General features: G+C 60.4%; 22 protein-coding genes. 8 read left to right on the forward strand and 14 right to left on the reverse strand.

Annotated elements, in window-relative coordinates; translation table 11 throughout:
* From phnK to phnG, 5 genes are all read right to left on the reverse strand, one after another.
* A complete protein-coding gene (gene phnK, locus CFBP4996_RS13825) occupies nucleotides 1–777 on the reverse strand; it encodes a phosphonate C-P lyase system protein PhnK (RefSeq protein WP_003524419.1) in 777 nt (258 codons plus the stop codon).
* Nucleotides 774–1,676 (reverse strand): alpha-D-ribose 1-methylphosphonate 5-phosphate C-P-lyase PhnJ, encoded by a 903-nt coding sequence (locus CFBP4996_RS13830; RefSeq protein WP_065654731.1) that lies wholly within the window; start codon nucleotides 1,674–1,676, stop codon nucleotides 774–776. The genes phnK and CFBP4996_RS13830 overlap by 4 nt, the downstream gene beginning before the upstream one ends.
* A gap of 133 nt (nucleotides 1,677–1,809) precedes the next feature.
* Nucleotides 1,810–2,919: a carbon-phosphorus lyase complex subunit gene (locus tag CFBP4996_RS13835; RefSeq protein ID WP_080852844.1), complete on the reverse strand. Its 1,110-nt coding sequence runs from the start codon at nucleotides 2,917–2,919 to the stop codon at nucleotides 1,810–1,812.
* A 1-nt stretch (nucleotide 2,920) separates the two neighbouring features.
* Entirely contained in the window at nucleotides 2,921–3,529 is a 609-nt protein-coding gene (gene phnH / locus CFBP4996_RS13840) for a phosphonate C-P lyase system protein PhnH (protein ID WP_162935947.1), read from the reverse strand.
* A complete protein-coding gene (phnG, locus tag CFBP4996_RS13845; protein ID WP_020812951.1) occupies nucleotides 3,529–3,990 on the reverse strand; it encodes a phosphonate C-P lyase system protein PhnG in 462 nt (153 codons plus the stop codon). The genes phnH and phnG overlap by 1 nt, the downstream gene beginning before the upstream one ends.
* A gap of 82 nt (nucleotides 3,991–4,072) precedes the next feature.
* Between phnG and phnF the strand changes: the two genes are divergently transcribed.
* Nucleotides 4,073–4,810 (forward strand): phosphonate metabolism transcriptional regulator PhnF, encoded by a 738-nt coding sequence (gene phnF / locus CFBP4996_RS13850; protein ID WP_080852842.1) that lies wholly within the window; start codon nucleotides 4,073–4,075, stop codon nucleotides 4,808–4,810.
* Between the two features lie 9 nt (nucleotides 4,811–4,819).
* Here the strand turns inward: phnF and dapB are convergent, their stop codons facing one another.
* The 4 genes from dapB to mepA all read right to left on the reverse strand — a co-directional run bounded on the left by dapB (nucleotide 4,820) and on the right by mepA (nucleotide 8,356).
* Complete coding sequence (gene dapB, locus CFBP4996_RS13855) at nucleotides 4,820–5,647, reverse strand: 4-hydroxy-tetrahydrodipicolinate reductase (RefSeq protein WP_080852841.1); 828 nt, start codon at nucleotides 5,645–5,647, stop codon at nucleotides 4,820–4,822.
* Between the two features lie 130 nt (nucleotides 5,648–5,777).
* Entirely contained in the window at nucleotides 5,778–6,800 is a 1,023-nt protein-coding gene (locus CFBP4996_RS13860; protein ID WP_080852840.1) for a glucokinase, read from the reverse strand.
* Between the two features lie 22 nt (nucleotides 6,801–6,822).
* Nucleotides 6,823–7,206: a methylglyoxal synthase gene (locus CFBP4996_RS13865; RefSeq protein ID WP_020812947.1), complete on the reverse strand. Its 384-nt coding sequence runs from the start codon at nucleotides 7,204–7,206 to the stop codon at nucleotides 6,823–6,825.
* 100 nt (nucleotides 7,207–7,306) lie between these two features.
* A complete protein-coding gene (gene mepA / locus CFBP4996_RS13870; protein ID WP_080852839.1) occupies nucleotides 7,307–8,356 on the reverse strand; it encodes a penicillin-insensitive murein endopeptidase in 1,050 nt (349 codons plus the stop codon).
* 206 nt (nucleotides 8,357–8,562) lie between these two features.
* Between mepA and CFBP4996_RS13875 the strand changes: the two genes are divergently transcribed.
* The 7 genes from CFBP4996_RS13875 to CFBP4996_RS13905 all read left to right on the forward strand — a co-directional run bounded on the left by CFBP4996_RS13875 (nucleotide 8,563) and on the right by CFBP4996_RS13905 (nucleotide 18,618).
* Nucleotides 8,563–10,407, forward strand: a complete 1,845-nt coding sequence (locus tag CFBP4996_RS13875) for an extracellular solute-binding protein (protein WP_080852838.1) — start codon at nucleotides 8,563–8,565, stop codon at nucleotides 10,405–10,407.
* A gap of 139 nt (nucleotides 10,408–10,546) precedes the next feature.
* On the forward strand, nucleotides 10,547–11,641 hold the full coding sequence (locus CFBP4996_RS13880; RefSeq protein WP_080852837.1) for a microcin C ABC transporter permease YejB: 1,095 nt from the start codon (nucleotides 10,547–10,549) through the stop codon (nucleotides 11,639–11,641).
* Complete coding sequence (locus CFBP4996_RS13885; protein ID WP_080852836.1) at nucleotides 11,641–12,786, forward strand: ABC transporter permease; 1,146 nt, start codon at nucleotides 11,641–11,643, stop codon at nucleotides 12,784–12,786. The genes CFBP4996_RS13880 and CFBP4996_RS13885 overlap by 1 nt, the downstream gene beginning before the upstream one ends.
* Nucleotides 12,787–12,791: 5 nt before the next feature.
* Complete coding sequence (locus tag CFBP4996_RS13890; RefSeq protein ID WP_080853274.1) at nucleotides 12,792–14,432, forward strand: ABC transporter ATP-binding protein; 1,641 nt, start codon at nucleotides 12,792–12,794, stop codon at nucleotides 14,430–14,432.
* Between the two features lie 101 nt (nucleotides 14,433–14,533).
* A complete protein-coding gene (locus tag CFBP4996_RS13895) occupies nucleotides 14,534–15,781 on the forward strand; it encodes an NAD(P)/FAD-dependent oxidoreductase (protein ID WP_080853273.1) in 1,248 nt (415 codons plus the stop codon).
* Nucleotides 15,782–15,953: 172 nt separating this feature from the next.
* Nucleotides 15,954–17,315 carry a glutamine synthetase family protein gene (locus tag CFBP4996_RS13900; RefSeq protein ID WP_162935946.1) on the forward strand — a complete coding sequence of 454 codons (1,362 nt, stop codon included), beginning with the start codon at nucleotides 15,954–15,956 and terminating at the stop codon, nucleotides 17,313–17,315.
* A 1-nt stretch (nucleotide 17,316) separates the two neighbouring features.
* Nucleotides 17,317–18,618, forward strand: a complete 1,302-nt coding sequence (locus CFBP4996_RS13905) for an NAD(P)/FAD-dependent oxidoreductase (protein ID WP_162935945.1) — start codon at nucleotides 17,317–17,319, stop codon at nucleotides 18,616–18,618.
* Here CFBP4996_RS13905 and CFBP4996_RS13910 read toward each other — a convergent pair.
* The 5 genes from CFBP4996_RS13910 to osmF form a co-directional block, all read right to left on the reverse strand.
* Nucleotides 18,615–19,103, reverse strand: coding sequence for a gluconokinase (locus CFBP4996_RS13910; protein WP_162936000.1), 489 nt, complete (start codon nucleotides 19,101–19,103; stop codon nucleotides 18,615–18,617). The genes CFBP4996_RS13905 and CFBP4996_RS13910 overlap by 4 nt on opposite strands.
* Nucleotides 19,104–19,211: 108 nt before the next feature.
* A complete protein-coding gene (locus CFBP4996_RS13915) occupies nucleotides 19,212–19,952 on the reverse strand; it encodes an ABC transporter permease (RefSeq protein WP_080852833.1) in 741 nt (246 codons plus the stop codon).
* Nucleotides 19,949–20,887, reverse strand: coding sequence for an ABC transporter ATP-binding protein (locus tag CFBP4996_RS13920; protein WP_080852832.1), 939 nt, complete (start codon nucleotides 20,885–20,887; stop codon nucleotides 19,949–19,951). The genes CFBP4996_RS13915 and CFBP4996_RS13920 overlap by 4 nt, the downstream gene beginning before the upstream one ends.
* The gene (locus tag CFBP4996_RS13925; protein WP_162935944.1) at nucleotides 20,884–22,050 is read right to left on the reverse strand and encodes an ABC transporter permease; all 1,167 of its coding nucleotides are present in this window, start codon (nucleotides 22,048–22,050) and stop codon (nucleotides 20,884–20,886) included. Before CFBP4996_RS13925 ends, CFBP4996_RS13920 begins: the two co-directional genes overlap by 4 nt.
* A 96-nt stretch (nucleotides 22,051–22,146) precedes the next feature.
* Nucleotides 22,147–23,058, reverse strand: a complete 912-nt coding sequence (gene osmF, locus CFBP4996_RS13930; protein WP_080852831.1) for a glycine betaine ABC transporter substrate-binding protein OsmF — start codon at nucleotides 23,056–23,058, stop codon at nucleotides 22,147–22,149.
* Nucleotides 23,059–23,170 lie beyond the last annotated feature (112 nt).

Raw genomic sequence — 23,170 nt, forward strand, 5'->3', positions numbered from 1 at the left:
TCAAACCTGCAGAATAGAGGAAACAAGCAATTGCGTGTAGGGCTCGCGCGGGTCGTCCAGCACCCGGTCGGTCAGACCATGTTCGATGACATCGCCGCCTTTCATCACCATCATGCGATGGGAAAGCAGCCGCGCCACCGCCAGATCATGGGTGACGACCACGACGGCAAGACCGAGATCGTTGACGAGACCGCGTACCAGATCAAGCAGGCGCGCCTGCACGGAAACATCGAGCCCGCCGGTCGGTTCGTCCATGAAGACGAGGCGCGGCGAGGTGACGAGGTTTCGGGCGATCTGCAGGCGCTGGCGCATGCCGCCGGAAAAGGCGCGCGGCTGATCGTCGATGCGGTCGGTGCCGATTTCCACCCGCTCCAGCCATTCGCTGGCCGATTGCCTTATGTTGCCGTAATGCCGGTTACCGACGGCCATCAGCCGCTCGCCGACATTGGCGCCGGCCGAAACCGCCATGCGCAGCCCGTCCGCCGGGTTCTGGTGCACGAAACCCCAGTCGGTGCGCATCAGGAAACGTCGTTCGGCCTCACCCATATGATAGAGGTCACGCACCGAACCGTCGCGCATGCGATATTCCACACTGCCCGCCGTCGGCATCAGTCGGGTGGAAATGCAGTTGAGAAGCGTGGTCTTGCCGGAGCCGGATTCGCCGACAATTGCCAGAACCTCGCCGGGATAAAGCTCGAAGGAGACATTGCGGCAACCGGCGCGGTCGCCATAATATTTGGAAACGTCCCTGACTTTCAGAAGCGGTGCGTCGCTCATTCTGCGGCCTCCTTCACATCCGCCAGCAGGTGGCCCTTGTGGCCATGGGCGCGGCGGTCCTCGCAATGGTCGGTATCGGAGCAGACGAACATCCGCCCGCCCTTATCATCAAGCACCACCTCATCCAGATAGACATTCTCCGCACCGCACAGCGCGCAGGGCTTGTCGAAGCGCTGGATCTCGAAGGGATGGTCCTCGAAATCGAGGCTGACGACGTCGGTATAGGGCGGCACGGCATAGATGCGCTTTTCGCGTCCTGCGCCGAAGAGCTGCAGGGCGTCCGAGAGATGCATTTTCGGATTGTCGAATTTCGGGGTAGGCGACGGATCCATGACGTAACGCCCGGCCACCTTCACCGGATAGGCATAGGTGGTGGAGATACGGCCGTTGCGGGCGATATCCTCGTAAAGCTTGACGTGCATCAGGCCGTATTCCTCCAGCGCGTGCATGACACGCGTTTCGGTCTCGCGCGGTTCGAGGAAGCGCAGAGGCTCAGGAATTGGAACCTGATAGACGAGGACCTGACCCGAATGCAGTTCTTCTTCGGGAATGCGGTGCCGCGTCTGGATGATGGTTGCATCCTTGGTGCGGGTGGTGACGGCAACATTCGCCACCTTCTGGAAGAAGGCACGGATGGAAACCGCATTGGTCGTGTCGTCCGCGCCCTGGTCGATAACCTTCAGCACATCGTCTGGGCCGAGAATGGAGGCGGTTACCTGCACACCGCCGGTGCCCCAGCCATAGGGCATGGGCATTTCGCGGGAAGCGAAGGGAACCTGATACCCGGGAATGGCGATGGCTTTCAGGATCGCCCGGCGGATCATTCGCTTGGTCTGTTCGTCCAGATAGGCGAAGTTGTAGGCAGCCAGCCCGTCGTCAAATGAAACTTCTTCAAGCATTGCGCGTTAGCCTTGTGAAAAAAGGAGTACAAGCTCATGGAGATTGGAATTCTTGCAGCCGTGTTCTTTGCTGTGTTTGCAGCATCGACCGTCTTTTGCGCTTACTGGTTTGGCGAGCAGCACAGCCGCTGAGCTATTCGGCCGCATCGCCCATCCACTCCGCGCCATTGGCGTTGACCGCCTCGAAATCGGCACGCATTTTCCTGACCAGACCGAGTTCGGCCTGGAAATCCACGTAATGCGGCAGTTTCAGATGTTCGACGAAGCCCGTCGCCTGAACGTTGTCGGCGTGTGAAATGACGAATTCCTCGTCCTGCGCGGGGGCCACGACATCCTCACCGAACTCGCCGGCGCGCAATGCGCGGTCAACCAGCGACATGGCCATGGCCTTGCGCTCACTCTGGCCGAACACCAGACCGTAGCCGCGGGTGAATTGCGGCGGCGCTTTTGCCGAACCCTTGAACTGGTTGACCATCTGGCATTCGGTGACCTGTATGTCGCCCAGCGAGACGGAAAACCCGAGTTCCGGCACCTCCAGTTCGACCTCCACCTCGCCGATGCGGATTTCACCGACGAACGGATGGGTGCGGCCGTAGCCGCGCTGCGTCGAATAAGCGAGCGCCAGAAGGAAACCCTCATCACCGCGCGCCAACGATTGCAGGCGCAGGTCACGCGGCATTGGAAATTCCATCGGCTCCCGCGTCAGGTCGCCGGCAATATGGTCAGCCGGCATATCGCCGTCGGTTTCGATCAATCCTTCTTGCGCCAGAATGTCTGAGACGCGCATGACATGTTCCGGCTCGCCTTCGCGCTGGGTGGCTGTCTCAACGGCCTCGTCCTCGAGAAGCGAAGGATCGAGCAGGCGATGGGTGTAATCGAAGGTCGGCCCCAGCAATTGTCCGCCCGGCAAATCCTTATAGGTCGCGGAAACGCGCCGCTGCACCGTCATCTCAGCGGTATCCACCGGAACCGAATAACCGAAGCGCGGCAGCGTCGTGCGGTAGGCGCGCAGCAGGAAGATGGCCTCGATCATGTCGCCGCGGGCCTGCTTGACGGCAAGGGCTGCAAGCGACTGATCGTAAAGAGACGCTTCCGCCATCACCCGGTCGACGGCCAGCGAAAGCTGCGAAACGATCTGCACGACCGTCATGGCGGGCAGGTCGCGGTCTCCGCGCCGCTTGTCGGCCAGAAGCCGGTGGGCGTTGGCAATGGCGGTTTCCCCGCCTTTGACAGCAACATACATCTTATGCCTCCACGGGTTGAATGCGCGTCGTGCGCGGCAGGCAGACAAATCTGTCGGCGGATGTCAGGATGACGTCGACGCCGCGCGGGAAGATGGCGTTGTTCTCCGCCCACAGCCGCGAGAATATGTCCGGCAGGCCGGTGGGGCTGATGATGTTGACGTGGCGGATACCGGGGCCGGAGAGCAGCAATTCCCGTCCCCCATCCAGATCAGGCAACTCGATGATGAGCGTGGTGGAGCGGTCGGGATATTCCTGACTTCCCTGCGCGAAGAGACCGAAGGAGGCTATGGCGCTGCCCGCTTCGATGACGGCGAAATGCGCTACGCTTTTTTCTTCGGTCGGGACCGCACCGGTATGAAATCCGATCCAGCCGGGGACGGTGGTTTTTCGTAGCGCGCCGCTCAGCCAGACCGGCGTATCGTGATCGCAGAGCGCCAGCAGGACCGCGCCGGTCGCGGGGGCGAGAGGCGACGGTGGGGCGACCGCGGTTTCGATTGTCTGCGGCGTGCCCGGCCGGGCCATGCCATCCATGAGTTTCTTGAAAATCCGTTGGGAATCGAAGACGGCGTCGGAGAAACCGCCCGTCAATGCTTCGGCCTTGACGCTCATCAATCTTCTCCTCGAACCATGGTGAAGAAATCGACCCGTGTTGCGGCGGTCTCTTTTGTTTTCCTGTCCTTCTCCTCGGCCAATCGTTTCTCGACCGGTGAAAGAAGCTCGGTTTCGATGAAGCCGCGGGTCGGGCTTTCCTGCCAGAGCGCATCGAAAACGGCGGCATACCAGGCCTTCTTGCGGCCGGTGCCGAGAACATGGGCGTGACCGACAGTGCCCGAGGCAAGTTTGACGGTTGCCCGGGTAACGGTCGTCTCACCCAGATTGAAGGGCGCGCCGCCGCCGCCGATGCGGCCCTTGACCATGACGAGCCCGGTTTCCGGGCCGCGTACATTTTCCGTCCGGGGGCTCTCATCCTGCCGGTTCCAGACGGTTTCGAGTTCCTGCACGGTGGCGCGGGCAAGAAGCGCCGCCACCCGCTTTCTGTCTGCATGCAAGTCTGCAGTTTCGTGAATCATCGCTTGACCTCTAATGTCTATTGATATAGACAACTATACAATATAAGGTACATTTAACGTTAGTGAATGACAAGCGTGTGACATGAGCCCTTCGGCAGCGATGAAAAGAAAGAACGGCGTGGCGCTCTGGCGGCAGATCGCCGACAGAATCAGAGGCGAGATCGCGGCGGGCGATCACGATGAAACCGGCATGTTGCCGCCTGAAATGGCGCTGGCTGAAAAATTCGGCGTCAACCGCCATACCGTCCGAAGCGCCATTGCCGCACTCGCCAGCGAAGGCATCCTTGAGCCGGTGCAGGGGCGCGGCACGATGATCGCCCGCAAGGAGCGCCTGAGTTTTCCAATCTCACGGCGCACGCGGTTCACGGCGGGGATCGCCGATCAGGTCAAGGAAATGGAGGCCCTGCTTCTTTCCCACACGACCGAACCGGCCAATGCCGATCTGGCGGCGCGGCTGCAATTGCCGGCGGGTGCGCCGCTCATACGTCTCGAAACGCTGCGCAAGGCCGATAACCGCCCGGTGTCCCGCTCAACCACATGGTTTCCGGCGGATCGTTTCGCCGGAATAGGGGAGGCCTATCAGAAGAGCGGCTCGATTACCGCTGCCTTCAATATGCTAGGGGTGGCGGATTACGTGCGTATTTCCACCGTCATCTCCGCCAGCCATGCGGACACGCAGGATCTGGCCGATCTGGAGCTGTCGCCGGGTGCAATTCTGCTCGTTACTCAGGCGCTGAATGCCGATATGGATGGCGTACCGGTGCAATATGCCATCAGCCGTTTTTCGGCCGATACGGTCGAATTCACGGTAGAGAATTAAGCCGAAAGCTTACTCCGCCTGCGAAAGCCCCAGCACATCCAGCATCGAATAGAAGCCCGGCTTCTTGTCGAAGGCCCAGACGGCTGCAGCAATCGCGCCGCGTGCGAAAATGGAGCGGTCGCCGGCATAATGCGAAAGCTCGACGCGCTCGCCCTCTCCGGCGAAGATCACTGAATGTTCGCCGATCACCGAGCCGCCACGCAGCGTGGCAAAACCGATGGTCCCCACTTCACGCGCACCCGTATGCCCGTCGCGTACGCGAACGGAAGATGTGGTGAGATCGACTTTGCGTCCGGCTGCCGCCGCCTCGCCGAGCAGAAGGGCGGTGCCCGAGGGCGCATCCACCTTATGTTTGTGATGCATTTCAAGGATTTCGATATCCCAGTTCTGCGCGTCCAGCGCCTGCGCGGCTTGCTGCGTTAAAACGCTAAGCAGGTTGACGCCGAGGCTCATATTGCCCGACTTGACGATGCGGGCATGGCGCGACGCCGCCTTGAATTTTTCCTCGTCTTCCGCCGAGCAGCCCGTGGTGCCGATGATATGCACGATGCGGGCCTGTGCGGCGAGGCCGGCAAAGGTGACGCTGATTGCCGGCGAAGTGAAATCGATCACCCCTTCCGCATGGAGAAAGGCCTGAAGGGGATCGCTGGTGATCTCGACGCCGATCGGGCCGAGACCGGCGATCTCGCCCGCATCGCGGCCGACAAAGGCCGAGCCTTCGCGCGCCACGGCGGCATGTAGCTGGACGCCGGGCGTCTGGTGAATGAGGCGGATCAGCGCCTGTCCCATGCGGCCCGCCGCGCCGACCACCACCAGTTTCATGCCGCTGCTGCCCATGCTGTCACTCACTTTTCATCTCGGGCGGATCGAGATCCGCCGGTATCGGTCGATTGATGTTTGCAGCAGCGACGTTAAAGACCGCCCGCCCGCTTCGCAAGCATCACGAAGGGCTGACCGTTGGAAACGATCAGGCCCTCCAGCGTCGCCCGTCCAGCGACAGGCCGAAATCGGACGGCGTTCTCGAATAGGTGGCGAGGCCGGAAAGCGCCGCCTGCGGATGGGTGACGACGAAGGTGGGAATGGTTCGCATCAGCGCGCTGTGCGGCGCCTTGTCTTCGAAGGCGGCGCGGAATTCCGGGCTCTTCAGCGCCGGGATGATCTTCTGCGAAATGCCGCCGGCCAGATAGACACCGCCCTTGGCCATGAAGATCAGCGCGAGGTCACCGGCCACGCGGCCGAGATAGGTGCTGAAAAGGGACAGGGTCTCTTTCGCCTGCGGGTTCTCGCCCGAAAGGCCCTGTGAGGTAATGTCGGCCGGATCGGAAAAGACAGGCCCGATGCCATCGGCGGTGCAGACGGCCCGGTAAAGATTGACCAGCCCGCGCCCGCACAGGATTTGCTCACCGGCGACACGGCCCTCGATGGTTTCGATATGCGGGAAAACCGCATAGTCACGCGCGCTTCTCGGGCCGATATCGATATGGCCGCCTTCGCCGGGCACCGGGAACCACATATGGCGGGCGTAAACCAGCCCGGCGACGCCAAGCCCCGTGCCCGGTCCGAGAACGACGCGCGATGCCAGTACATCCTTGCGGCCGGAGCCGATGGATTCGCGGTTGTCGTCGTCAAGCGCTGCAATCGCCAGAGCCTGCGCCTCGAAGTCGTTGATGACGATGACATCCTTCAAGCCGAGATTGGCCAGCATGTCCTTCGGCTTGACGACCCAATGGCAGTTGGTGAGCGGAATCTCGTCCCCTTCGATCGGGCCAGCAATCGCAAGAATGGTCGAGACCGGCTGGAGCGAGGTCTTGTCCAGAACCGCCTGCTGGATGGCGTCGTCGATGGTCGGATATTCCGCTGTCTTCACGGCGGTGAGGTGCACCGGTTCGGCAAAGGAATCGATTAGAATGGAAAAGCGGGCATTGGTGCCGCCGATGTCGCCAAGAAGGATCGGAAAGGACAGATATTCGGTATCGGACGTCTTCGGCATTGCCTGTTCCATGTTGGGAGGTTCAATTGGCGACGTGGAAGTCGATGAGATTTTCTGCGGTGGCGCGGTTGAGCGCCATGGGAATATCGTAAACCGTAGCAAGCCGGGTCAGCGCCTTCACATCAACATCATGCGGCATCGCCGTCAGCGGGTCGGTGAAGAAGATCAGCATGTCCACCTCGCCGGTGGCGATCATCGCGCCGATCTGCTGGTCTCCGCCGAGAGGCCCGCTTTTGAGGCGAATGACTTCAAGACCCGGACAGGCTTCCTGTACCCGTCCGCCGGTGGTGCCGGTGGCGACGATCCTGAAACCGGCGAGCGCTTTCTGGTGGTGACGGGCGAAATCCGCCATATCGTCCTTTTTCTCGTCATGAGCGATGAGCGCGATACAGCGTTGTTCTTCCATGGTCCCAACCCGTTCCATCAAGAATTAAATCGATTTGAAGCCTTCTATAACAGCTTGCCGCCATTTGAAAAGGGAAGCTGTTGAATGCCCCATTTCTGTTTCAGTTCAATGTCGGGCGCTGGGTGGGAAGCGGAATATCCGAAGGAGGCTGCAGGGCGGGGGCTGCCTGAATGACCTGCTCCACGCTTTGCTGGCGCGTTGCCGGAGCAGGCGAATAGGCCTGGGCCGCGAGCCCCTCGGGGTTAGTGGAAGGGGCAGCGGCCACAGCGGCGCAGGCCGAGGGCAGATCGGAAACCATGACCGGGCGCGGTTTCACCGGCTTGGCATTGGGGTCCTTTTTCGGCGGCGCCCATGGTTCCTTGCTGAACCACCAGGCCAGCGACTTGTCGCAGCCGTCGCCTTTGCCCACGGCCGCCTGCGGTTTGCAGTTGGGCGCGCCGGGCGGGCATTCGAGACGGATGTGGAAATGCTCGTCATGGCCGTAGATCGGCCTGATCTTGCCCATGAAGGTGCGGTCGCCGGTCCATGTCTGGCAGAGTTTCTGCTTGATCGCCGGGTTCACGAAGACACGCTCCACCTGCGGGTAGCTTGCAGCCATCATCACCAGCCGGGCATTGAGCGGTGACCACTTGCGGTCATCGACCGTCAGGAACTTGCTCTTGTCCAGCATGGAGATGAAAGGCACGGTTTCGCGCTGCTCCACGCTCAGCCGTGGGCTCGGCATCGGCCGCCACCAGATGTCCACATCGAGGCCGATCTGGTGCGACGCATGGCCGGTCAGCATCGGCCCGCCGCGCGGCTGGGAAATATCGCCCAGCAGCAGGCCCGGCCAGCCGATCTTCTGGGCATCCTGCGAAAATTGCTCGAGGAAGGAAATCATCTGCGGCTGGCCCCAGCGCCGGTTGCGGGAAAGGCGCATGGCCTGCCAGCCGGGACCATCCGTCGGCATGGCGATGGCGCCGGACTGGCAGCCCTTGGCATAGGAGCCGATCGGCTGCGAGCCCGTGGCGGAAGGCAGCGCCATGTGGCCGAACACTTCTTTCGCGGGCCTGTCCTCGGCCGATGCGGTTTCCATCTGCAACTGCAGCGCGGAGACGACCGAAATCGCCAGCATGGCCGCCTTGAAAACTCTCGATGATCCCGCCGTCATATCGTCGTGCCCGTCCGATCAGATGATTCTCTTTCCCCTTAAGATAAACTGGAACGGGATTTTGTTGAAACCATGTTTCGCCCCGCCTGTTGCAAAGCGGGAGGATAAAGGCGCGGATAAAGAGCTTGTGAGCCAGCGCATCTGTTTTTTGCCAATCTTTGTTTTATGCTCTCTTCAACAAACGCGAAAACAGGGACATTCCCCCGATGATATTGGCACCACTGAAATCCCGTCTCCTCATTGCTCTTGCGGCATCCGCCCTGCTGATACCGGCGGCGGCCTTCGCACAATCGGCCGATGTGTGGCGAAAGGGGATTTCGACAGTCGGGGAACTGAAACATCCCGATGGCTTCGATCATTTCGACTATGTGAATACCAAGGCGCCGAAGGGCGGCACCCTTCGCCTGTCGACAGCGGGCACCTTCGATACCCTCAATCCGCTGCTCGCCAAAGGTGAGGCGGCGACCGGCCTTTCGCTCGTTTTCGATACATTGATGAAATCGACGGAAGAGGAGCTGTCGGCCTCCTACGGTCTTCTGGCCGAGGGTGTGAGCTATCCGGACGATATTTCGAAAGCCACCTTCCGGCTGCGCGCCGAAGCGAAATGGGCCGATGGCAAGCCGGTGACGCCGGAGGATGTCGTCTTCAGCTTCGAAAAAGCGAAGGATCTGAGCCCGCAGCTAGCGACCTATTACACCCACGTCACCAAGGCGGAGGTGAGCGGCGAAAGGGACATCACCTTCACATTCGATGAAAAGAACAATCGTGAATTGCCGCAGATTGTCGGGCAGTTGCTGATCGTTCCCAAGCACTGGTGGGAAGCCGCCGGCCCGGATGGCAAGCCGCGTGACATATCGCGTGGCACGCTGGAGCCGGTGATGGGTTCCGGCGCCTACAAGATTGCCTCAGTCTCTCCCGGCTCGACAATCGCTTATGAACGCCGCGACGACTACTGGGGCAAGGACGTCAACGTGAATGTCGGGCTGAACAATTTCAAAACCATCGCCTACACCTTCTTTGCCGATCAGGATGTGGAATTCCAAGCCTTCAAGTCCGGCACCGTCGATTTCCGCCAGGAAGCCTCCTCCAGCCGCTGGGTCACGGGTTATGATTTCCCGGCCGTCAAGGAAGGCCGCGTCAAGAAGGAAGAATTGCCGAATATCTATCGCTCCGTCGGCATCATGCAGGCCTTCGTGCCGAACATGCGCAGGGAGAAGTTCCAGAACCCGAAACTGCGCAAGGCGCTCAATTATGCTTTCGATTTCGAGGAGCTGAACCGCACGCTGGCTTACGGCCAGTTCCAGCGCATCAACAGCTTCTTCATGGGCAGTGAGCTGGCCTCTTCCGGCCTGCCCACCGGTCGCGAGCTGGAAATTCTTCAGGAACTGAAGGATCAGGTTCCGCCGGAGGTCTTCACGACAGAATATCGCAACCCCGTGGCAGGCGACCCCGCCAAGCAGCGCGACAATCTGCGCGAGGCGGTCAGGCTGATGAAGGAAGCCGGTTACGAGCTGCGCGGCAACCGCATGGTCAATGCGAAAACCGGACAGCCGCTCGATATGGAGTTTCTGATCGATTCCGCCGGCATGGAAAGAACCATCCTTCCCTATGTCCAGAACCTCAAGAAGATTGGCATCAACGCGACGATCCGGACCGTCGACGCCTCGCAATATACCAACCGCACTCGCAGCTTCGATTATGACGTCATCGTCAAGCTCTGGGCGACTTCGGCGAACCCCGGAAACGAACAGGCGGATTTCTGGGGCTCGGCCGCCGCCGACCGGCAAGGGTCCAACAATATTGCCGGCATCAAGAACCCCGCCGTCGATGCGTTGGTCAGGAAGGTCATATTTGCGCCCAACCGGGATGAACAGGTGGCCGCCGCACGCGCTCTCGACCGGGTACTTCTGGCAAACAGTTACGTCATACCGCAATTCTACCGTGGTGAGATGTTCATCGCTTACTGGAATACGCTCATCCGTCCGGAAAACCTGCCCCAATATGGTGTCGGTTTTCCGGAAGCATGGTGGTCCAGTCAGGCCGCGAACTGACGCTGGCCTTGCTTTCGCGCCGAAGGCTTGATTCACATAGGGCGAGACGAATCGCTTAAAGCGCAGGCAGCGCTTTCAGGAAAGGACCGGGTTTGACAGAAACGAAAACCGCTGACGTATCGGCCGGGAGCAGAGGCTGATGGGCGCCTATATCCTCAGACGTCTGGCGCTGATGATCCCGACCATCGTCGGCATTATGGGCATTTCGTTTCTCGTCATCCAGTTCGCGCCGGGCGGGCCGGTGGAACAGGTCGTCGCGCAATTGACCGGGCAGGGCGACAGCGCCTCCGACCGGCTCTCGGGCGGCGGCGATCTCATGGGCCAGTCCGGTGGTTTCGATGACAGCGGTTCGAAATATCGCGGCGCGCAGGGTCTCGATCCGGAACTGATCGCCAAGCTCGAAAAGCAGTTCGGCTTCGACAAACCGCCGCTCACCCGTTTTCTCGAAATGATGTGGAATTATATCCGCTTCGATTTCGGCGACAGCTTCTTCCGCAATTCCTCGGTGATCGATCTCATCATCGACAAGCTGCCGGTCTCGGCCTCGCTCGGTTTCTGGATCCTGATTATTTCCTACATCATCTCCATTCCGCTCGGCATCAAGAAGGCCGTGTCCGACGGCTCGACCTTCGATGTCTGGACCTCCGGCATCATCATCATCGGTTATGCCGTGCCGAGCTTCCTTTTCGGCATTCTGCTTATCGTCCTCTTTGCCGGTGGATCCTTCTTCGATTGGTTTCCGCTGCGCGGTTTGGTATCGGATAATTTCGCGCAACTGAACTGGTGGCAGAAGATCATCGACTATTTCTGGCACCTGACCCTGCCGCTCATCGCGCTGTCGCTTTCGGCCTTCGCGACAACGACGCTGCTGACCAAGAATTCCTTCATCGACGAGATCAAGAAACAGTACGTCATCACCGCCCGCGCCAAGGGGCTCACGGAGCGCAAGGTTCTTTATGGTCATGTCTTCCGCAACGCGATGCTGATCGTGATCGCCGGTTTTCCGGGTGCCTTCATCTCGGCCTTCTTCACCGGATCGCTGCTGATCGAGAATATCTTCTCGCTCGATGGTCTCGGTCGCCTCGGTTATCTCTCGGTCGTCAACCGCGATTACCCGATCGTGTTCGGCACGCTCTTCATCTTCTCGCTGATGGGCCTCGTGGTCGGCCTCATTTCCGACCTGATCTATACGTGGATCGATCCGCGTATCGATTTCGAGCGGAGGGACGTGTGATGACGCTTGCCCATACCGCCGCAGCAGAAACGATAGAAAAGCCGAAGCGCCCGTGGTTTTCGCCGACTACCAAACGCCGCTGGCAGAATTTCAAGGCGAACCGGCGCGGTTACTGGTCCTTCTGGCTGTTCCTGCTCCTGTTTTTCCTGAGCCTGATCGCGGAATTCATCGCCAATGACAAACCCATCCTCGCCTCCTACAAGGGCGAGCTGCTGGTGCCCGTCATGGTGGATTATCCGGAGGAAAAATTCGGCGGCTTCCTGGCCCAGACCGATTACAAATCCTCCTTCATCCAGGACGAGATCAACGCCAATGGCTGGATGATCTGGCCACCGATCCGTTATTCCTATCAGACGGTCAATTCCAATATTCCGCACTCTGCGCCCACCGCGCCCTTCTGGCTGATGGATGAAAAAGACCGTTGCTCGGCCTACCCGCAGGGCAATGCCGACGCCGGCTGCACGCTTGGCAATCTCAACTGGCTCGGAACCGACAATCAGGCGCGCGATGTCACGGCGCGGATGATCTACGGATTTCGCATTTCCGTGCTTTTCGGCCTGACACTGACGATCGCGTCGGCCCTCGTCGGGGTGACAGCCGGCGCCATCCAGGGTTACTTCGGCGGCTGGACCGACCTGCTGTTGCAGCGTTTCATCGAAATCTGGTCGTCCATGCCGGTGCTTTATATCCTGCTCATCATCGCGGCCATCCTGCCGCCGGGCTTCTTCGTGCTGCTCGGCATCATGCTGCTTTTCTCATGGGTCGGCTTCGTCGGCATCGTGCGCGCCGAATTCCTGCGCGCCAGAAACTTCGAATATGTCCGCGCCGCCCGCGCGCTCGGCGTCGGCAACTGGACGATCATGTTCCGCCACCTTCTGCCCAACGCCATGGTGGCGACACTGACCTTCCTGCCCTTCATCCTCTCCGGTTCGATCACGACGCTCACCTCGCTCGATTTCCTCGGCTTCGGCATGCCGCCGGGATCGCCGTCGCTCGGCGAGATGATCGCGCAGGGCAAGAACAACCTTCAGGCCCCCTGGCTTGGCCTCACTGCGTTTTTCACCATGTCCATCATGCTCTCACTGTTGATTTTCGTCGGTGAAGCGGTGCGCGACGCCTTCGACCCACGCAAGACGTTCCGGTGATCGCCATGACGGAAACAAAGACCCAACCGCTTCTCTCCGTCCGCGATCTCTCCGTCGCCTTCCACCAGGGCGGCGCGACCAGCATCGCCGTTGATCATGTGTCCTTCGATCTGATGCCGGGTGAGGTCGTCGCCCTCGTCGGCGAGTCCGGTTCCGGCAAATCGGTCACGGCGAATTCCATTCTCAAGTTGTTGCCCTATCCGGCGGCAAGCCATCCGTCGGGAAAAATCCTGTTCGACGGCAAGGACATGCTGACTTTGCCGGAACGCGCCCTGCGTGCGGTCCGCGGCAACGACGTCACCATGATTTTTCAGGAGCCGATGACCTCGCTCAATCCGCTCCACACCATCGAGCGGCAGATCGGCGAGATTCTGGAACTGCATCAGGCAATCACCGGGGCCGAGGCGCGGGCGCGCACGCTGGAACTGCTGCTGCAGGTGGGTATCCGCGAACCGGAAAAGCGCCTGAAGGCCTATCCGCATGAATTGTCTGGCGGCCAGAGGCAACGTGTGATGATTGCTATGGCGCTTGCCAACCGGCCGAGACTGCTGATCGCCGACGAGCCGACGACGGCGCTCGACGTGACGGTTCAGGCCCAGATCCTCGAACTTCTGAGCGACCTCAAGACGAAGCATGGCATGTCCATGCTGTTCATCACCCACGATCTCGGCATTGTCCGCAAATTTGCCGACCGCGTCTGCGTCATGACCAAGGGCAAGATTGTCGAGACCGGCACCGTGGAGCAGGTTTTCAATGATCCGCAGCACGCCTATACCCGCCATCTTCTGGCGGCGGAGCCAAAGGGCGAGCCTCCCCATTCTGACGCCAGCAAACCCGTGGTCATGCAGGGTGACGACATCAAGGTCTGGTTCCCCATCAAGGCGGGGCTTATGCGCCGGGTGGTCGACCATGTGAAGGCGGTGGATGGCATCGATATCACCCTGCGCGCCGGCCAGACTGTGGGCGTGGTGGGCGAATCCGGCTCCGGCAAGACGACGCTCGGTCTGGCCCTCTCGCGATTGATTGCGTCTGAGGGGCGTATCAGCTTCATCGGCCAGTCGATCGACCACTATTCCTATGAAATGATGAAGCCGCTCAGAAACCGGTTGCAGGTGGTGTTTCAGGATCCTTATGGCTCTCTCAGCCCGCGCATGTCGGTGGGCGAGATTGTCGCGGAAGGCCTGAAGGTGCATGAGCGGTCACTTTCCGCCGATGAGCGCGATACGCGTGTCGCCACCGCGCTCGAAGAGGTCGGCCTCGATCCGGCCACCCGCTGGCGGTATCCGCACGAATTTTCTGGCGGCCAGCGCCAGCGCATCGCCATTGCCCGCGCCATGGTGCTTAAACCCCGTTTCGTCATGCTGGATGAGCCGACCTCCGCGCTTGACATGAGCGTGCAGGCGCAGGTGGTCGATCTGCTGCGCGATCTGCAGGCGAAACATGAACTCGCTTACCTCTTCATCAGCCACGATCTGAAGGTGGTGAAGGCGCTCGCCAACGACCTGATCGTCATGCGCCACGGCAAGGTGGTGGAGAGCGGCCCGGCGGCGGAAATCTTCGCCAACCCGCAGCAGGACTATACCAAGGCGTTGCTGGCGGCCGCCTTCAACATCGAGGCGATGAAAACGAAGGCGATAAGCCAGTAGGCCGCATTGCTGTTTCTGTTAAGGTAATGATTTTTCTGTTGCTTCGCGGAAAATGCCGACCCATGTTGAGGGGCATGTGATGCGGAAACGGATTGATTGCCATGGCAGCGGATGTGATCGTTTTGGGTGCGGGGATCATCGGGGTCTCCGTCGCCCTGCAACTGGCCCGCAGGGGTAAGTCGGTGGTGCTGGTCGACCGGCGCGGGCCGGGTGAGGAGACCTCCTTCGGCAATGCCGGGCTGATCCAGAGAGAAGGCGTCGTGCCTTATGCCTTCCCGCAGGATCTCGCCCTGCTGCTGCGCTATTCCCTGAACAACAGCATCGATGCCCGCTATCACCTCTTTGCCCTGCCGAAGATCGCGCCGTTTCTCGGCCGCTACTGGTACAATTCCGCAGCCACGCGCCACGCGGCAATTGCTCGCGCCTATGCGCCGCTGATCGAGCATTCGGTTTCGGAGCACAGCATTTTGATCGACGAGGCGAAGGCCGGCGATCTCATCGTCAAGAACGGCTGGATGGAGGCCTACAGAACCGCCGCAAGGCGGGATGCCGATTTTGCTTTCGCCGAGCGTCTGGCGCGCGACCATGGCATTTCCCATACGAAACTCGACGCCGAGGAGCTTGCCGCAGCCGAACCGCATCTGAGCCATGATTTCGTCGGCGGCCTGAAATGGAACGATCCCTGGTCGGTGCGCGATCCGCATGCGCTGACGCTCGCTTATGTCCGGCTGTTCGAGAGCCTCGGCGGAAGCTTCGTTAGAGGCGATGCCTCCACCCTCAGCCAGACGGTGAGCGGGTGGACGGTGCGCACCGAAACCGGCGCGGTCGAGGCCGAACATGCCGTCGTGGCGCTTGGCCCCTGGGCGGATACCGTTACGGAACGGCTGGGTTACCGCTTTCCGCTTGGTGTGAAGCGCGGTTACCACATGCATTATGCGCCGCAGGAAGGCACGAAGCTCAATAACTGGCTGATCGACGCCGAGCGCGGCTATTTCCTCGCGCCGATGCGAAAGGGCATCCGCCTGACGACGGGCGCGGAATTTGCCGAACGCGATGCACCGAAATCTCCCGTGCAGATCGAGCGGACAGAGCAGGTGGCGCGCACCGTCTTTCCTCTCGGCGGCCGGCTGGATGCGGAACCGTGGATGGGTGCGCGGCCCTGCACGCCCGATATGATGCCGATCATTGGTAAAGCGCCGCGCCATAAAACATTGTGGTTTGCTTTCGGGCACGCCCACCATGGCCTCACACTTGGGCCGATCACCGGCCGTGTGCTGGCGGAAACCATGCTGGGTGAAACGCCGGTTATCGCCATCGACGCCTATCGCCCGGAAAGGTTCAATCCCTGATAGCTAAATCCGCTGGCCTTCCGATGATAGGCCACGTAACATGGTCGCATGCAAAGGGAAAAGGGGCGAAACGTCATCATGGTGGCGAGGTTTCTCATCTATCAGCAGCAGGACGACTTTCGTTAGCGCAACTCGCTGCGCATGAAACGAGATGGAAACGGCTTGCTGGTGCATGATGGATGATATTGAAAACGCAAAGAAATTTTTCGTCGATAACCCTGATATCGAAATTCTCGAAGCTTTCGTCATAGATGCGAACGGCGTGCCGCGCGGCAAATGGATTCCGCGCGAACGGGCAATCGACGTTCTTGAAAAGGGAATGGCCATTCCCCGGTCGGTCTATGCGCTGGATATCTGGGGCCGGGATGTGCATGCTGCAGGTCTTGCGGAAGGCACGGGCGATCCGGACGGGTTTTGTTTCCCCGTTCCAGGCACGCTGTCGCGGGTTACATGGCTTGGCCGCCCGACGGCACAGGTTCTGCTGGCAATGAAAAATCCGGATGGAACCGGCTTTTATGGCGATCCGCGCCATGTTCTGGCGCAGGTTCTGGGCGCTTATAAAAAGGCCGGCCTCACGCCGGTCGTGGCGACCGAACTCGAGTTTTACCTGATCGACCCCGTCCGCTCAGCGCTCGATCCCGTCCGTCCGCCGCACAGCCGCGAGGGCCGGTGGCATACGGGGCAGACACAGGTTCTGTCGATTTCCGAACTGCAGGATTTCGAGGACGTCTTCCATGATATTGCCACGGCCTGCCGCGCACAGGGCGTGCTTGCCGATACGACGCTGCGGGAGAACGGTCCCGGCCAATATGAGATCAATCTCAACCATGTGCCGGATGCGTTGCAGGCGGCCGATTTCGCGGTCTTCCTGAAACGTATCGTCAAGGGCGTGGCGCGGCGGCATGACCTTGATGCCACCTTCATGGCCAAGCCTTACGGGTTGCAGGCCGGCAATGGCATGCACGTGCATTTTTCCGTTCTCGACAGGGACGGCAGGAACATCTACGCCGGAGAGGACGGTCCATCGGATGCGCTGATGCATTCCGTCGGCGGCCTCTTGGAAAACATGGGTGAAAGCATGGCGATCTTCGCCCCCCATGCCAATTCCTATCGCCGCCTGACCCCCAGCGAACATGCACCCACCTATGCTTCCTGGGGCATCGACAATCGCTCGGCGGCTGTGCGTGTCATCGTAGCCAGCAAGGCCGCGACGCGTATCGAACACCGGGTCGCGGGCGCCGATACCAATCCCTATCTCGTTGTCGCGATGATCCTGAGCGCCGCATTGGCCGGCATGAAGGAGAAACGCCAACCGGGCGGCGCGATTGCCGGCGACAGCCACGCGATCAATCACGAGCCGCTGCCCACCAACTGGGACTATGCGTTGCAGCGCTTCACGCGGTCGAGCTTTGCCTATGCGACGCTCGGCCAGAAGTACCGCACGCTGTTTTCCGCCTGCAAACAGCAGGAGCTTTCCGAATTTTCCCTGCGTGTAACCGACGTCGAATATGACGCCTATATCAGGACGGTGTGAAATGGCTGAGGTAACGAATATTCCCAATCCCGGCCACACATCGTCATGGTATGCGGCCTCCGCCAATGTCAAAACCGTGCGGCCCACGCTCGAAGGCGCGCTGGACGCCGATGTCTGCATCATCGGCGGCGGCTTCACCGGTATTTCCGCCGCGCTGGAACTCAGTGAACGCGGCTATTCCGTCATCGTTCTGGAAGGCGTCCGCGTCGGCTTCGGCGCTTCGGGTCGCAATGGCGGCCAGATCGTCAACGGCTATAGCCGCGATCTCGAAACCATCGCTGGCCGCTATGGGCATGACAAGGCGGTGAAACTCGGCGAAATGTCGCTTGAAGGCGGCGCGATCATCCGCAACCGCATCGCCAAATACGCCATCGATTGCGATCTCGTCGATGGCGGTTTCTTCGCCGCCTTCACGCCGAAACAGATCCGCGAGATGGAGGCCCATAAGGCCCATTGGGAAAAACACGGCCATGGCGGGCTCGAAATGGTCTCGAAGGCAGATGTCGGCCAGTATGTGAAGACCGATCGATATGCCGGCGGCATGATCGACCGCTTCGGCGGGCATATCCACCCGCTCAATCTGGTACAGGGCGAAGCGGCGGCGGCCGAAAGCCTCGGTGCGCGCATATTCGAAAATTCGCGGGTCATTGCGGTGGAGCTGGGCGCAAACCCCGTGGTGCGCACGGCGACAGGCAGCGTGAAGACGAAATATGTCCTCGTCTGCGGCAACGCCTATCTCGGCAAACTCTTGCCGGAAATCGGCGACCGGATGATGCCGGTCTCAAGCCAGGTCATGGCGACGGAGCCGCTCGATGCCGATCTGATCGAGGCTCTTTTGCCTGCCGATTATTGCGTTGAGGATGCCAACTACATTCTCGATTATTATCGCCGGACCTCGGACAATCGCCTGCTCTATGGCGGCGGCATCGGTTATGGCGGCAGCGATCCGGCCGATCTGACGGGTGTGATCCGCCCGAACATGCTCAAAACCTTCCCGCAACTGGAAAAAACGAAAATCGACTTTGCCTGGAGCGGAAATTTCGCGCTGACCCTGACGCGCATTCCGCATATGGGTAGGCTGTCGGACAATATCTATTTCTCGCATGGCGACAGCGGCCATGGTGTTACGACAACCCATCTGCTCGGCAAGATACTGGGCGAGGCCGTTGCCGGCCACGCCGAACGTTTCGATATCTGGAGTTCGCTGCCGAACTATCCGTTCCCTGGCGGCAAGACCTTCCGGGTGCCGCTGACCGTGCTTGGCGCATGGTGGTACGGCCTGCGCGACAGGCTCGGATTTTAGAACGTCACCGTCTTCAAACCGGAAAGTGCGTTCTTCGCAATATCCTCCGGTGTGGCATCGATGCTGACGGTCACGACGCCCGGTTCGCCGGTCGGCACTTCCAGCGTGGCAAGCTGGGTCTGCAGCAGCGAAAGCGGCATGAAATGGCCCTTGCGTTCGCCCATGCGCCGGCTGAGAAGCTCCAGGCTGCCATCCAGATAGACGAAAGCCAGCGGGCCGCCGGTGGCCTTGCGAAGGCGGTCGCGATAGATTTTCTTGAGCGCCGAGCAGGAAACGACGACACCGTTGCTTTCGCTGCCCTTGCGAAGCTCCGCGCCGATCAGATCGAGCCAGGGCCAGCGGTCTTCGTCCGTCAGCGGAATACCCTCGGACATTTTATCGACATTGGATTTCGGGTGAAGCTTGTCGCCCTCTATGAAAGCAACGCTCAGTTTCTCCGCCACTGCTTCCGCGACCGTGGACTTGCCGGAGCCGCTCACTCCCATCACGACAATTGCCTGTGTCACCCGAACCTCGAATGTTTCTGTTTCGACGGTCAGCCCCTACCATGTGCGGCAGGTATCGGGAATATAAAAATGCGGGGCTTGCCTGGGTCAGTGCCCGGTTTTGCGCGCCGCAGTCTTTTCCATGGCGGAAAAGGCAGCGTGAATCAGGATCGCCAGCGCCGCAACGATCAGCCCGCCCTGAAGAATGAAGGCGAGATTGTTGGATTGCAGGCCGGCAATGATCACTTCGCCGAGGGTACGCGCCGCGACGGTCGAGCCGATGGTCGCGGTCGAGAGGCTGATGACCGCCGAAAGCCGGATGCCGGCGAGAATGGCTGGAAGGGCAAGCGGCAACTCCACTTTGACAAGGCGTTGCCAGCCGGTCATGCCGCTGCCTCTCGCGGCATCCATCACCGTGGCGGGCAGGGTCGTAAGACCCGTCAACGTATTTTCGAATACTGGCAGAAGCGCGTAGAGAAACAGGGCAATGAGCGTGGGTTTTTCGCCAAAACCGATCATCGGCACGGCCAGCGCCAGCACCGCTACCGGCGGAAAGGTTTGGCCGATATTGACGATGCTACGCGACAACGGCAGGAAATCCGCCCCGAATGGCCGGGTGACGAGAACCGCGAGCGCTCCCGCCGTGAGCGTGGCGAGCCCCGTGGCAATCGCCACAATGGTTAGATGCGACAGCGTGAGGGAAAACAGATTGGCCTGCGTGTAGATTGCCGGTGCATTGGCCAACACGAGAGGGCGGAACACCGGTGCGAAGACCTGCGGCACGGCAAGGAAGATGGCCAGCGCCAGCGTCAGGAAACCGAAGGCAAAGAAGGATAAGGCGTTTTTCATGGGGCTCCGGCGGCACGCTGGAGGAGAACGTCACGCCGCACCCGGCCGGCGGGTTGCCCATTGTCCCTGACGACCGGCAGGGCATCGCAGCCCGCCCATAACATCGCCGACAGGGCGTCGCGCTGGCTCGTATGTTCGGTGAGCGGTTCGCCCTCTGCGTTTCCCGGCTCCACGACATCGGCGACGGAGAGAACGGACAGCAGTTTCAGCGCCCGTTCGTTTTCGCCGATCATGGTGCGCACGAAATCCGTCGCGGGTTTCAGCACCAGTTCGGCCGGCGGGCAGTCCTGCACAATGCGGCCCTTGTCCATCACGGCGATACGATCCGCCAGATGAAAGGCCTCGTCCATATCGTGCGTGACGAGAACGACGGTCACGCCGAGCTTTTTCTGGATATCGAGAAGATCGTTCTGGGCCTTGGCGCGGATCACCGGGTCCAGCGCACCGAAGGGTTCGTCCATCAGAAGAATGTTCGGCTCGGCGGCCAGCGCACGCGCCACGCCGACACGCTGCTGCTGACCGCCTGAGAGTTCATGCGGGAAACGGTCGGCATAAAGCGCGGGATCGAGCTGGAAGAGATGCATCAGCGCGTCGATCTTCGCCTCGATCCGCTTGCGATCCCAGCCGATCAGCTGCGGAACGGTCGCGATATTTTCGGCCACCGTCCGGTGCGGAAACAGGCCATGGCCCTGAATGGCGTAGCCGATCTGGCGGCGCAGCTTGAAGCCGGGTATGGCGCTGACATCCTCACCGTCGATACGGATCGCGCCGGAGGTCGGCTCCACCAGCCGGTTTATCATGCGCAGCAGAGTGGTTTTTCCCGATCCTGACGTGCCGACGATGACGGTGACGGTGCGCGGCGGGACGGTTAGCGATACCTGATCTACGACGGCTGCATCGCCATATCGTTTCGTAATGGTGTCGATTTCGATCATGCCTTTTGCCTTCCGCCTGCGCTGAGGAGATTGCTGTCTATTAGGGCGTCTAGTGTTATCGCGGCGGCAAAACCGAGAAGAACCGTCGGCACGGTGCCGAGCAGCACGAGGTCCATGGCCGTCTGCCCGATGCCCTGAAATACGAAAACGCCAAAGCCGCCGCCGCCGATCAGGGCGGCGATCGTCGCCAGGCCGATATTCTGCACCAGCACGATGCGGATGCCGGTGAGGATGACCGGCATGGCCAGCGGAAATTCCACCTGCAGCAGCCGTTGCACCGGCGTCATGCCAAGCCCGCGCGCCGCTTCCCGAACCGCCTGCGAAACACCGGAAAGACCAACCACCGTGTTGGAAACGACCGGCAGCAGCGAATAGAGAAACAGCGCCACGAAAGCGGGCGCCATGCCGATGCCGGCAATGCCGATTTTCGCGGCACCCGGCACAGTGGCCGCGATCCACCCGAGCGGGGCGATCAAAAGGCCGAAAAGCGCGATGGAGGGAATGGTCTGGACAATGTTGAGGCTGTTCAGCACGCCTGCGCGCAACCGCTCAACCTTGTAACAGAGTATCCCCAGGGGAATGCCCACCATGGTCGCCGCGATCAGCGAGCCAATGGCGAGTTCCACGTGCCGCAAAGCCTCTGTCCAGAATGTATCGGCCCGACCGGTATATTCCTTGATGATGGAGAGGTCATTCCAGAGGCCGCCTGTCAGCACGGCCGCGAGCGCGGCGATGGCCGCAATCAGCAACAAAATCCGGGCTGTGGGCTTCGGCTCAAGACGCGCAATGCAATCCGTGGCGAGCAGAGCCAGCCCGGCAAATATCAGCCAAAAACCGCTGGCAGGTGAAACGCGGGCAAAACCGTTACCCTCCGGCATGAGGAAAGAAGCCGCCTTCCCGACGAAAACGGCCAGTGCAGCAAGACCGACCAGCGCAAATGCGAGCTTCAATCGCGTGGGAAAGCGGAAAAACGCGATGAAGGCTGAAAGAAGAACGATGGTGGCGAGAACAGTTGCAGCCGAACCCGGAAGAGCTTCGAAGATCGTCCGTGTCTCGCCCTGAACGATCCGGTTGGCACGGAATGTCATGAAAGGCGACGCAAAAAGCGCATAAAGAAGCAGGCACGAAATCACCACGCCCACTTTGTCAGGCCATTTCGTCAAATCCTGCTCCCCTGTCTTCTGGCCCGTGTACTCTGAATTGGGACGGGACCACGGGAACGCACCGGTTCCCGCAACCCGCTCCGGCGCCGCGAACGGTTACTTGACGAAGCCGTTCTTTGTCAGAAAGTCGAGCGCCACGGTTTTGGCCTGTTCGCCGCCCACCTGTACGCGGGCGTTCAAATCCTGCAGCGTTGCCAGATCGAGCTTTTCGAACACGGGTTTCAGCAGCTCTTCGATATTCGGGTGCTTTTTCAGAACCTCTTCGCGAATGATCGGCGCTGGCTGATAGACCGGCTGCACATGTTTGTCGTCCTCCAGCACCACGAGACCTGAAGGCGCGATGCCGCCATCAGTGCCATAGACCATGGCGGCATTGGCGTTGTTCGTCTGGTTGGCGGCGGCGGCAATCGTGGCCGCGGTATCGCCACCGGAAAGCGTGATCAGCTGGTCAGGCTTCATGGTGAAGCCATAGGTGGTCTGAAATGCAGGGAGCGCGGCGGCGGAGTTGACGAATTCGGAAGAAGCGGCAAGGACGACTTCGCCGCCATCGGCAACATATTTGCCGAAATCGGAAAGCGTCTTCAGATTGTTCTTGTCGGCAACATCCTTGCGCAGCGCAATGGCCCAGGTGTTGTTTGCTGGCGATGGTGTCAGCCAGACGATCTTGTTGGCGTCGAAGTCGAGTGTTTTCGCCTCTTCATAGCCCTTGGCTGCATCTTTCCAGAGCGGATCGTCGGCCTTGGAGAAAAAGAACGCGGCGTTGCCGGTATATTCCGGATAGATGTCGATCTCGCCGGCCGTTATCGCTTTTCGCACAACCGGCGTGGCGCCAAGCTGGATGCGATCCGTCGTTTCGATCTTGTTCTGGTTAAGGACGGCGAGGATGATGTTGCCGAGAACACCGCCTTCCGTGTCGATCTTCGACGACACAACCACCTGCGCCTGAGCGATGGAAACAGAAAGGGCAAGCGCAAGTCCGGCGCCCGTCAACGTCTTCAAGCGGTTCATGAATGTTCCTCCGGTGGGTCAGCCTGCCGAACAGGCGAAAGATCGCCGCCGCAATTGCGGCCGAATATAAACGGCCGGGAGGAAAAATGGTTGCATGCCACCTGCGTTTTCG

It is taken from the genome of Agrobacterium leguminum, from assembly GCF_005144435.2.
In the GTDB taxonomy this organism is placed as follows: domain Bacteria; phylum Pseudomonadota; class Alphaproteobacteria; order Rhizobiales; family Rhizobiaceae; genus Agrobacterium; species Agrobacterium leguminum.

What these genes read in the sequence shown, in the direction of transcription:
- phnK (WP_003524419.1), bottom strand. Translation starts at nt 777, where the DNA reads ATGAGCGACGCACCGCTTCTGAAAGTCAGGGACGTTTCCAAATATTAT.
- CFBP4996_RS13830 (WP_065654731.1), bottom strand. Translation starts at nt 1,676, where the DNA reads ATGCTTGAAGAAGTTTCATTTGACGACGGGCTGGCTGCCTACAACTTC.
- CFBP4996_RS13835 (WP_080852844.1), bottom strand. Translation starts at nt 2,919, where the DNA reads ATGTATGTTGCTGTCAAAGGCGGGGAAACCGCCATTGCCAACGCCCAC.
- phnH (WP_162935947.1), bottom strand. Translation starts at nt 3,529, where the DNA reads ATGAGCGTCAAGGCCGAAGCATTGACGGGCGGTTTCTCCGACGCCGTC.
- phnG (WP_020812951.1), bottom strand. Translation starts at nt 3,990, where the DNA reads ATGATTCACGAAACTGCAGACTTGCATGCAGACAGAAAGCGGGTGGCG.
- phnF (WP_080852842.1), top strand. Translation starts at nt 4,073, where the DNA reads ATGAGCCCTTCGGCAGCGATGAAAAGAAAGAACGGCGTGGCGCTCTGG.
- dapB (WP_080852841.1), bottom strand. Translation starts at nt 5,647, where the DNA reads ATGGGCAGCAGCGGCATGAAACTGGTGGTGGTCGGCGCGGCGGGCCGC.
- CFBP4996_RS13860 (WP_080852840.1), bottom strand. Translation starts at nt 6,800, where the DNA reads ATGCCGAAGACGTCCGATACCGAATATCTGTCCTTTCCGATCCTTCTT.
- CFBP4996_RS13865 (WP_020812947.1), bottom strand. Translation starts at nt 7,206, where the DNA reads ATGGAAGAACAACGCTGTATCGCGCTCATCGCTCATGACGAGAAAAAG.
- mepA (WP_080852839.1), bottom strand. Translation starts at nt 8,356, where the DNA reads ATGACGGCGGGATCATCGAGAGTTTTCAAGGCGGCCATGCTGGCGATT.
- CFBP4996_RS13875 (WP_080852838.1), top strand. Translation starts at nt 8,563, where the DNA reads ATGATATTGGCACCACTGAAATCCCGTCTCCTCATTGCTCTTGCGGCA.
- CFBP4996_RS13880 (WP_080852837.1), top strand. Translation starts at nt 10,547, where the DNA reads ATGGGCGCCTATATCCTCAGACGTCTGGCGCTGATGATCCCGACCATC.
- CFBP4996_RS13885 (WP_080852836.1), top strand. Translation starts at nt 11,641, where the DNA reads ATGACGCTTGCCCATACCGCCGCAGCAGAAACGATAGAAAAGCCGAAG.
- CFBP4996_RS13890 (WP_080853274.1), top strand. Translation starts at nt 12,792, where the DNA reads ATGACGGAAACAAAGACCCAACCGCTTCTCTCCGTCCGCGATCTCTCC.
- CFBP4996_RS13895 (WP_080853273.1), top strand. Translation starts at nt 14,534, where the DNA reads ATGGCAGCGGATGTGATCGTTTTGGGTGCGGGGATCATCGGGGTCTCC.
- CFBP4996_RS13900 (WP_162935946.1), top strand. Translation starts at nt 15,954, where the DNA reads ATGATGGATGATATTGAAAACGCAAAGAAATTTTTCGTCGATAACCCT.
- CFBP4996_RS13905 (WP_162935945.1), top strand. Translation starts at nt 17,317, where the DNA reads ATGGCTGAGGTAACGAATATTCCCAATCCCGGCCACACATCGTCATGG.
- CFBP4996_RS13910 (WP_162936000.1), bottom strand. Translation starts at nt 19,103, where the DNA reads ATGGGAGTGAGCGGCTCCGGCAAGTCCACGGTCGCGGAAGCAGTGGCG.
- CFBP4996_RS13915 (WP_080852833.1), bottom strand. Translation starts at nt 19,952, where the DNA reads ATGAAAAACGCCTTATCCTTCTTTGCCTTCGGTTTCCTGACGCTGGCG.
- CFBP4996_RS13920 (WP_080852832.1), bottom strand. Translation starts at nt 20,887, where the DNA reads ATGATCGAAATCGACACCATTACGAAACGATATGGCGATGCAGCCGTC.
- osmF (WP_080852831.1), bottom strand. Translation starts at nt 23,058, where the DNA reads ATGAACCGCTTGAAGACGTTGACGGGCGCCGGACTTGCGCTTGCCCTT.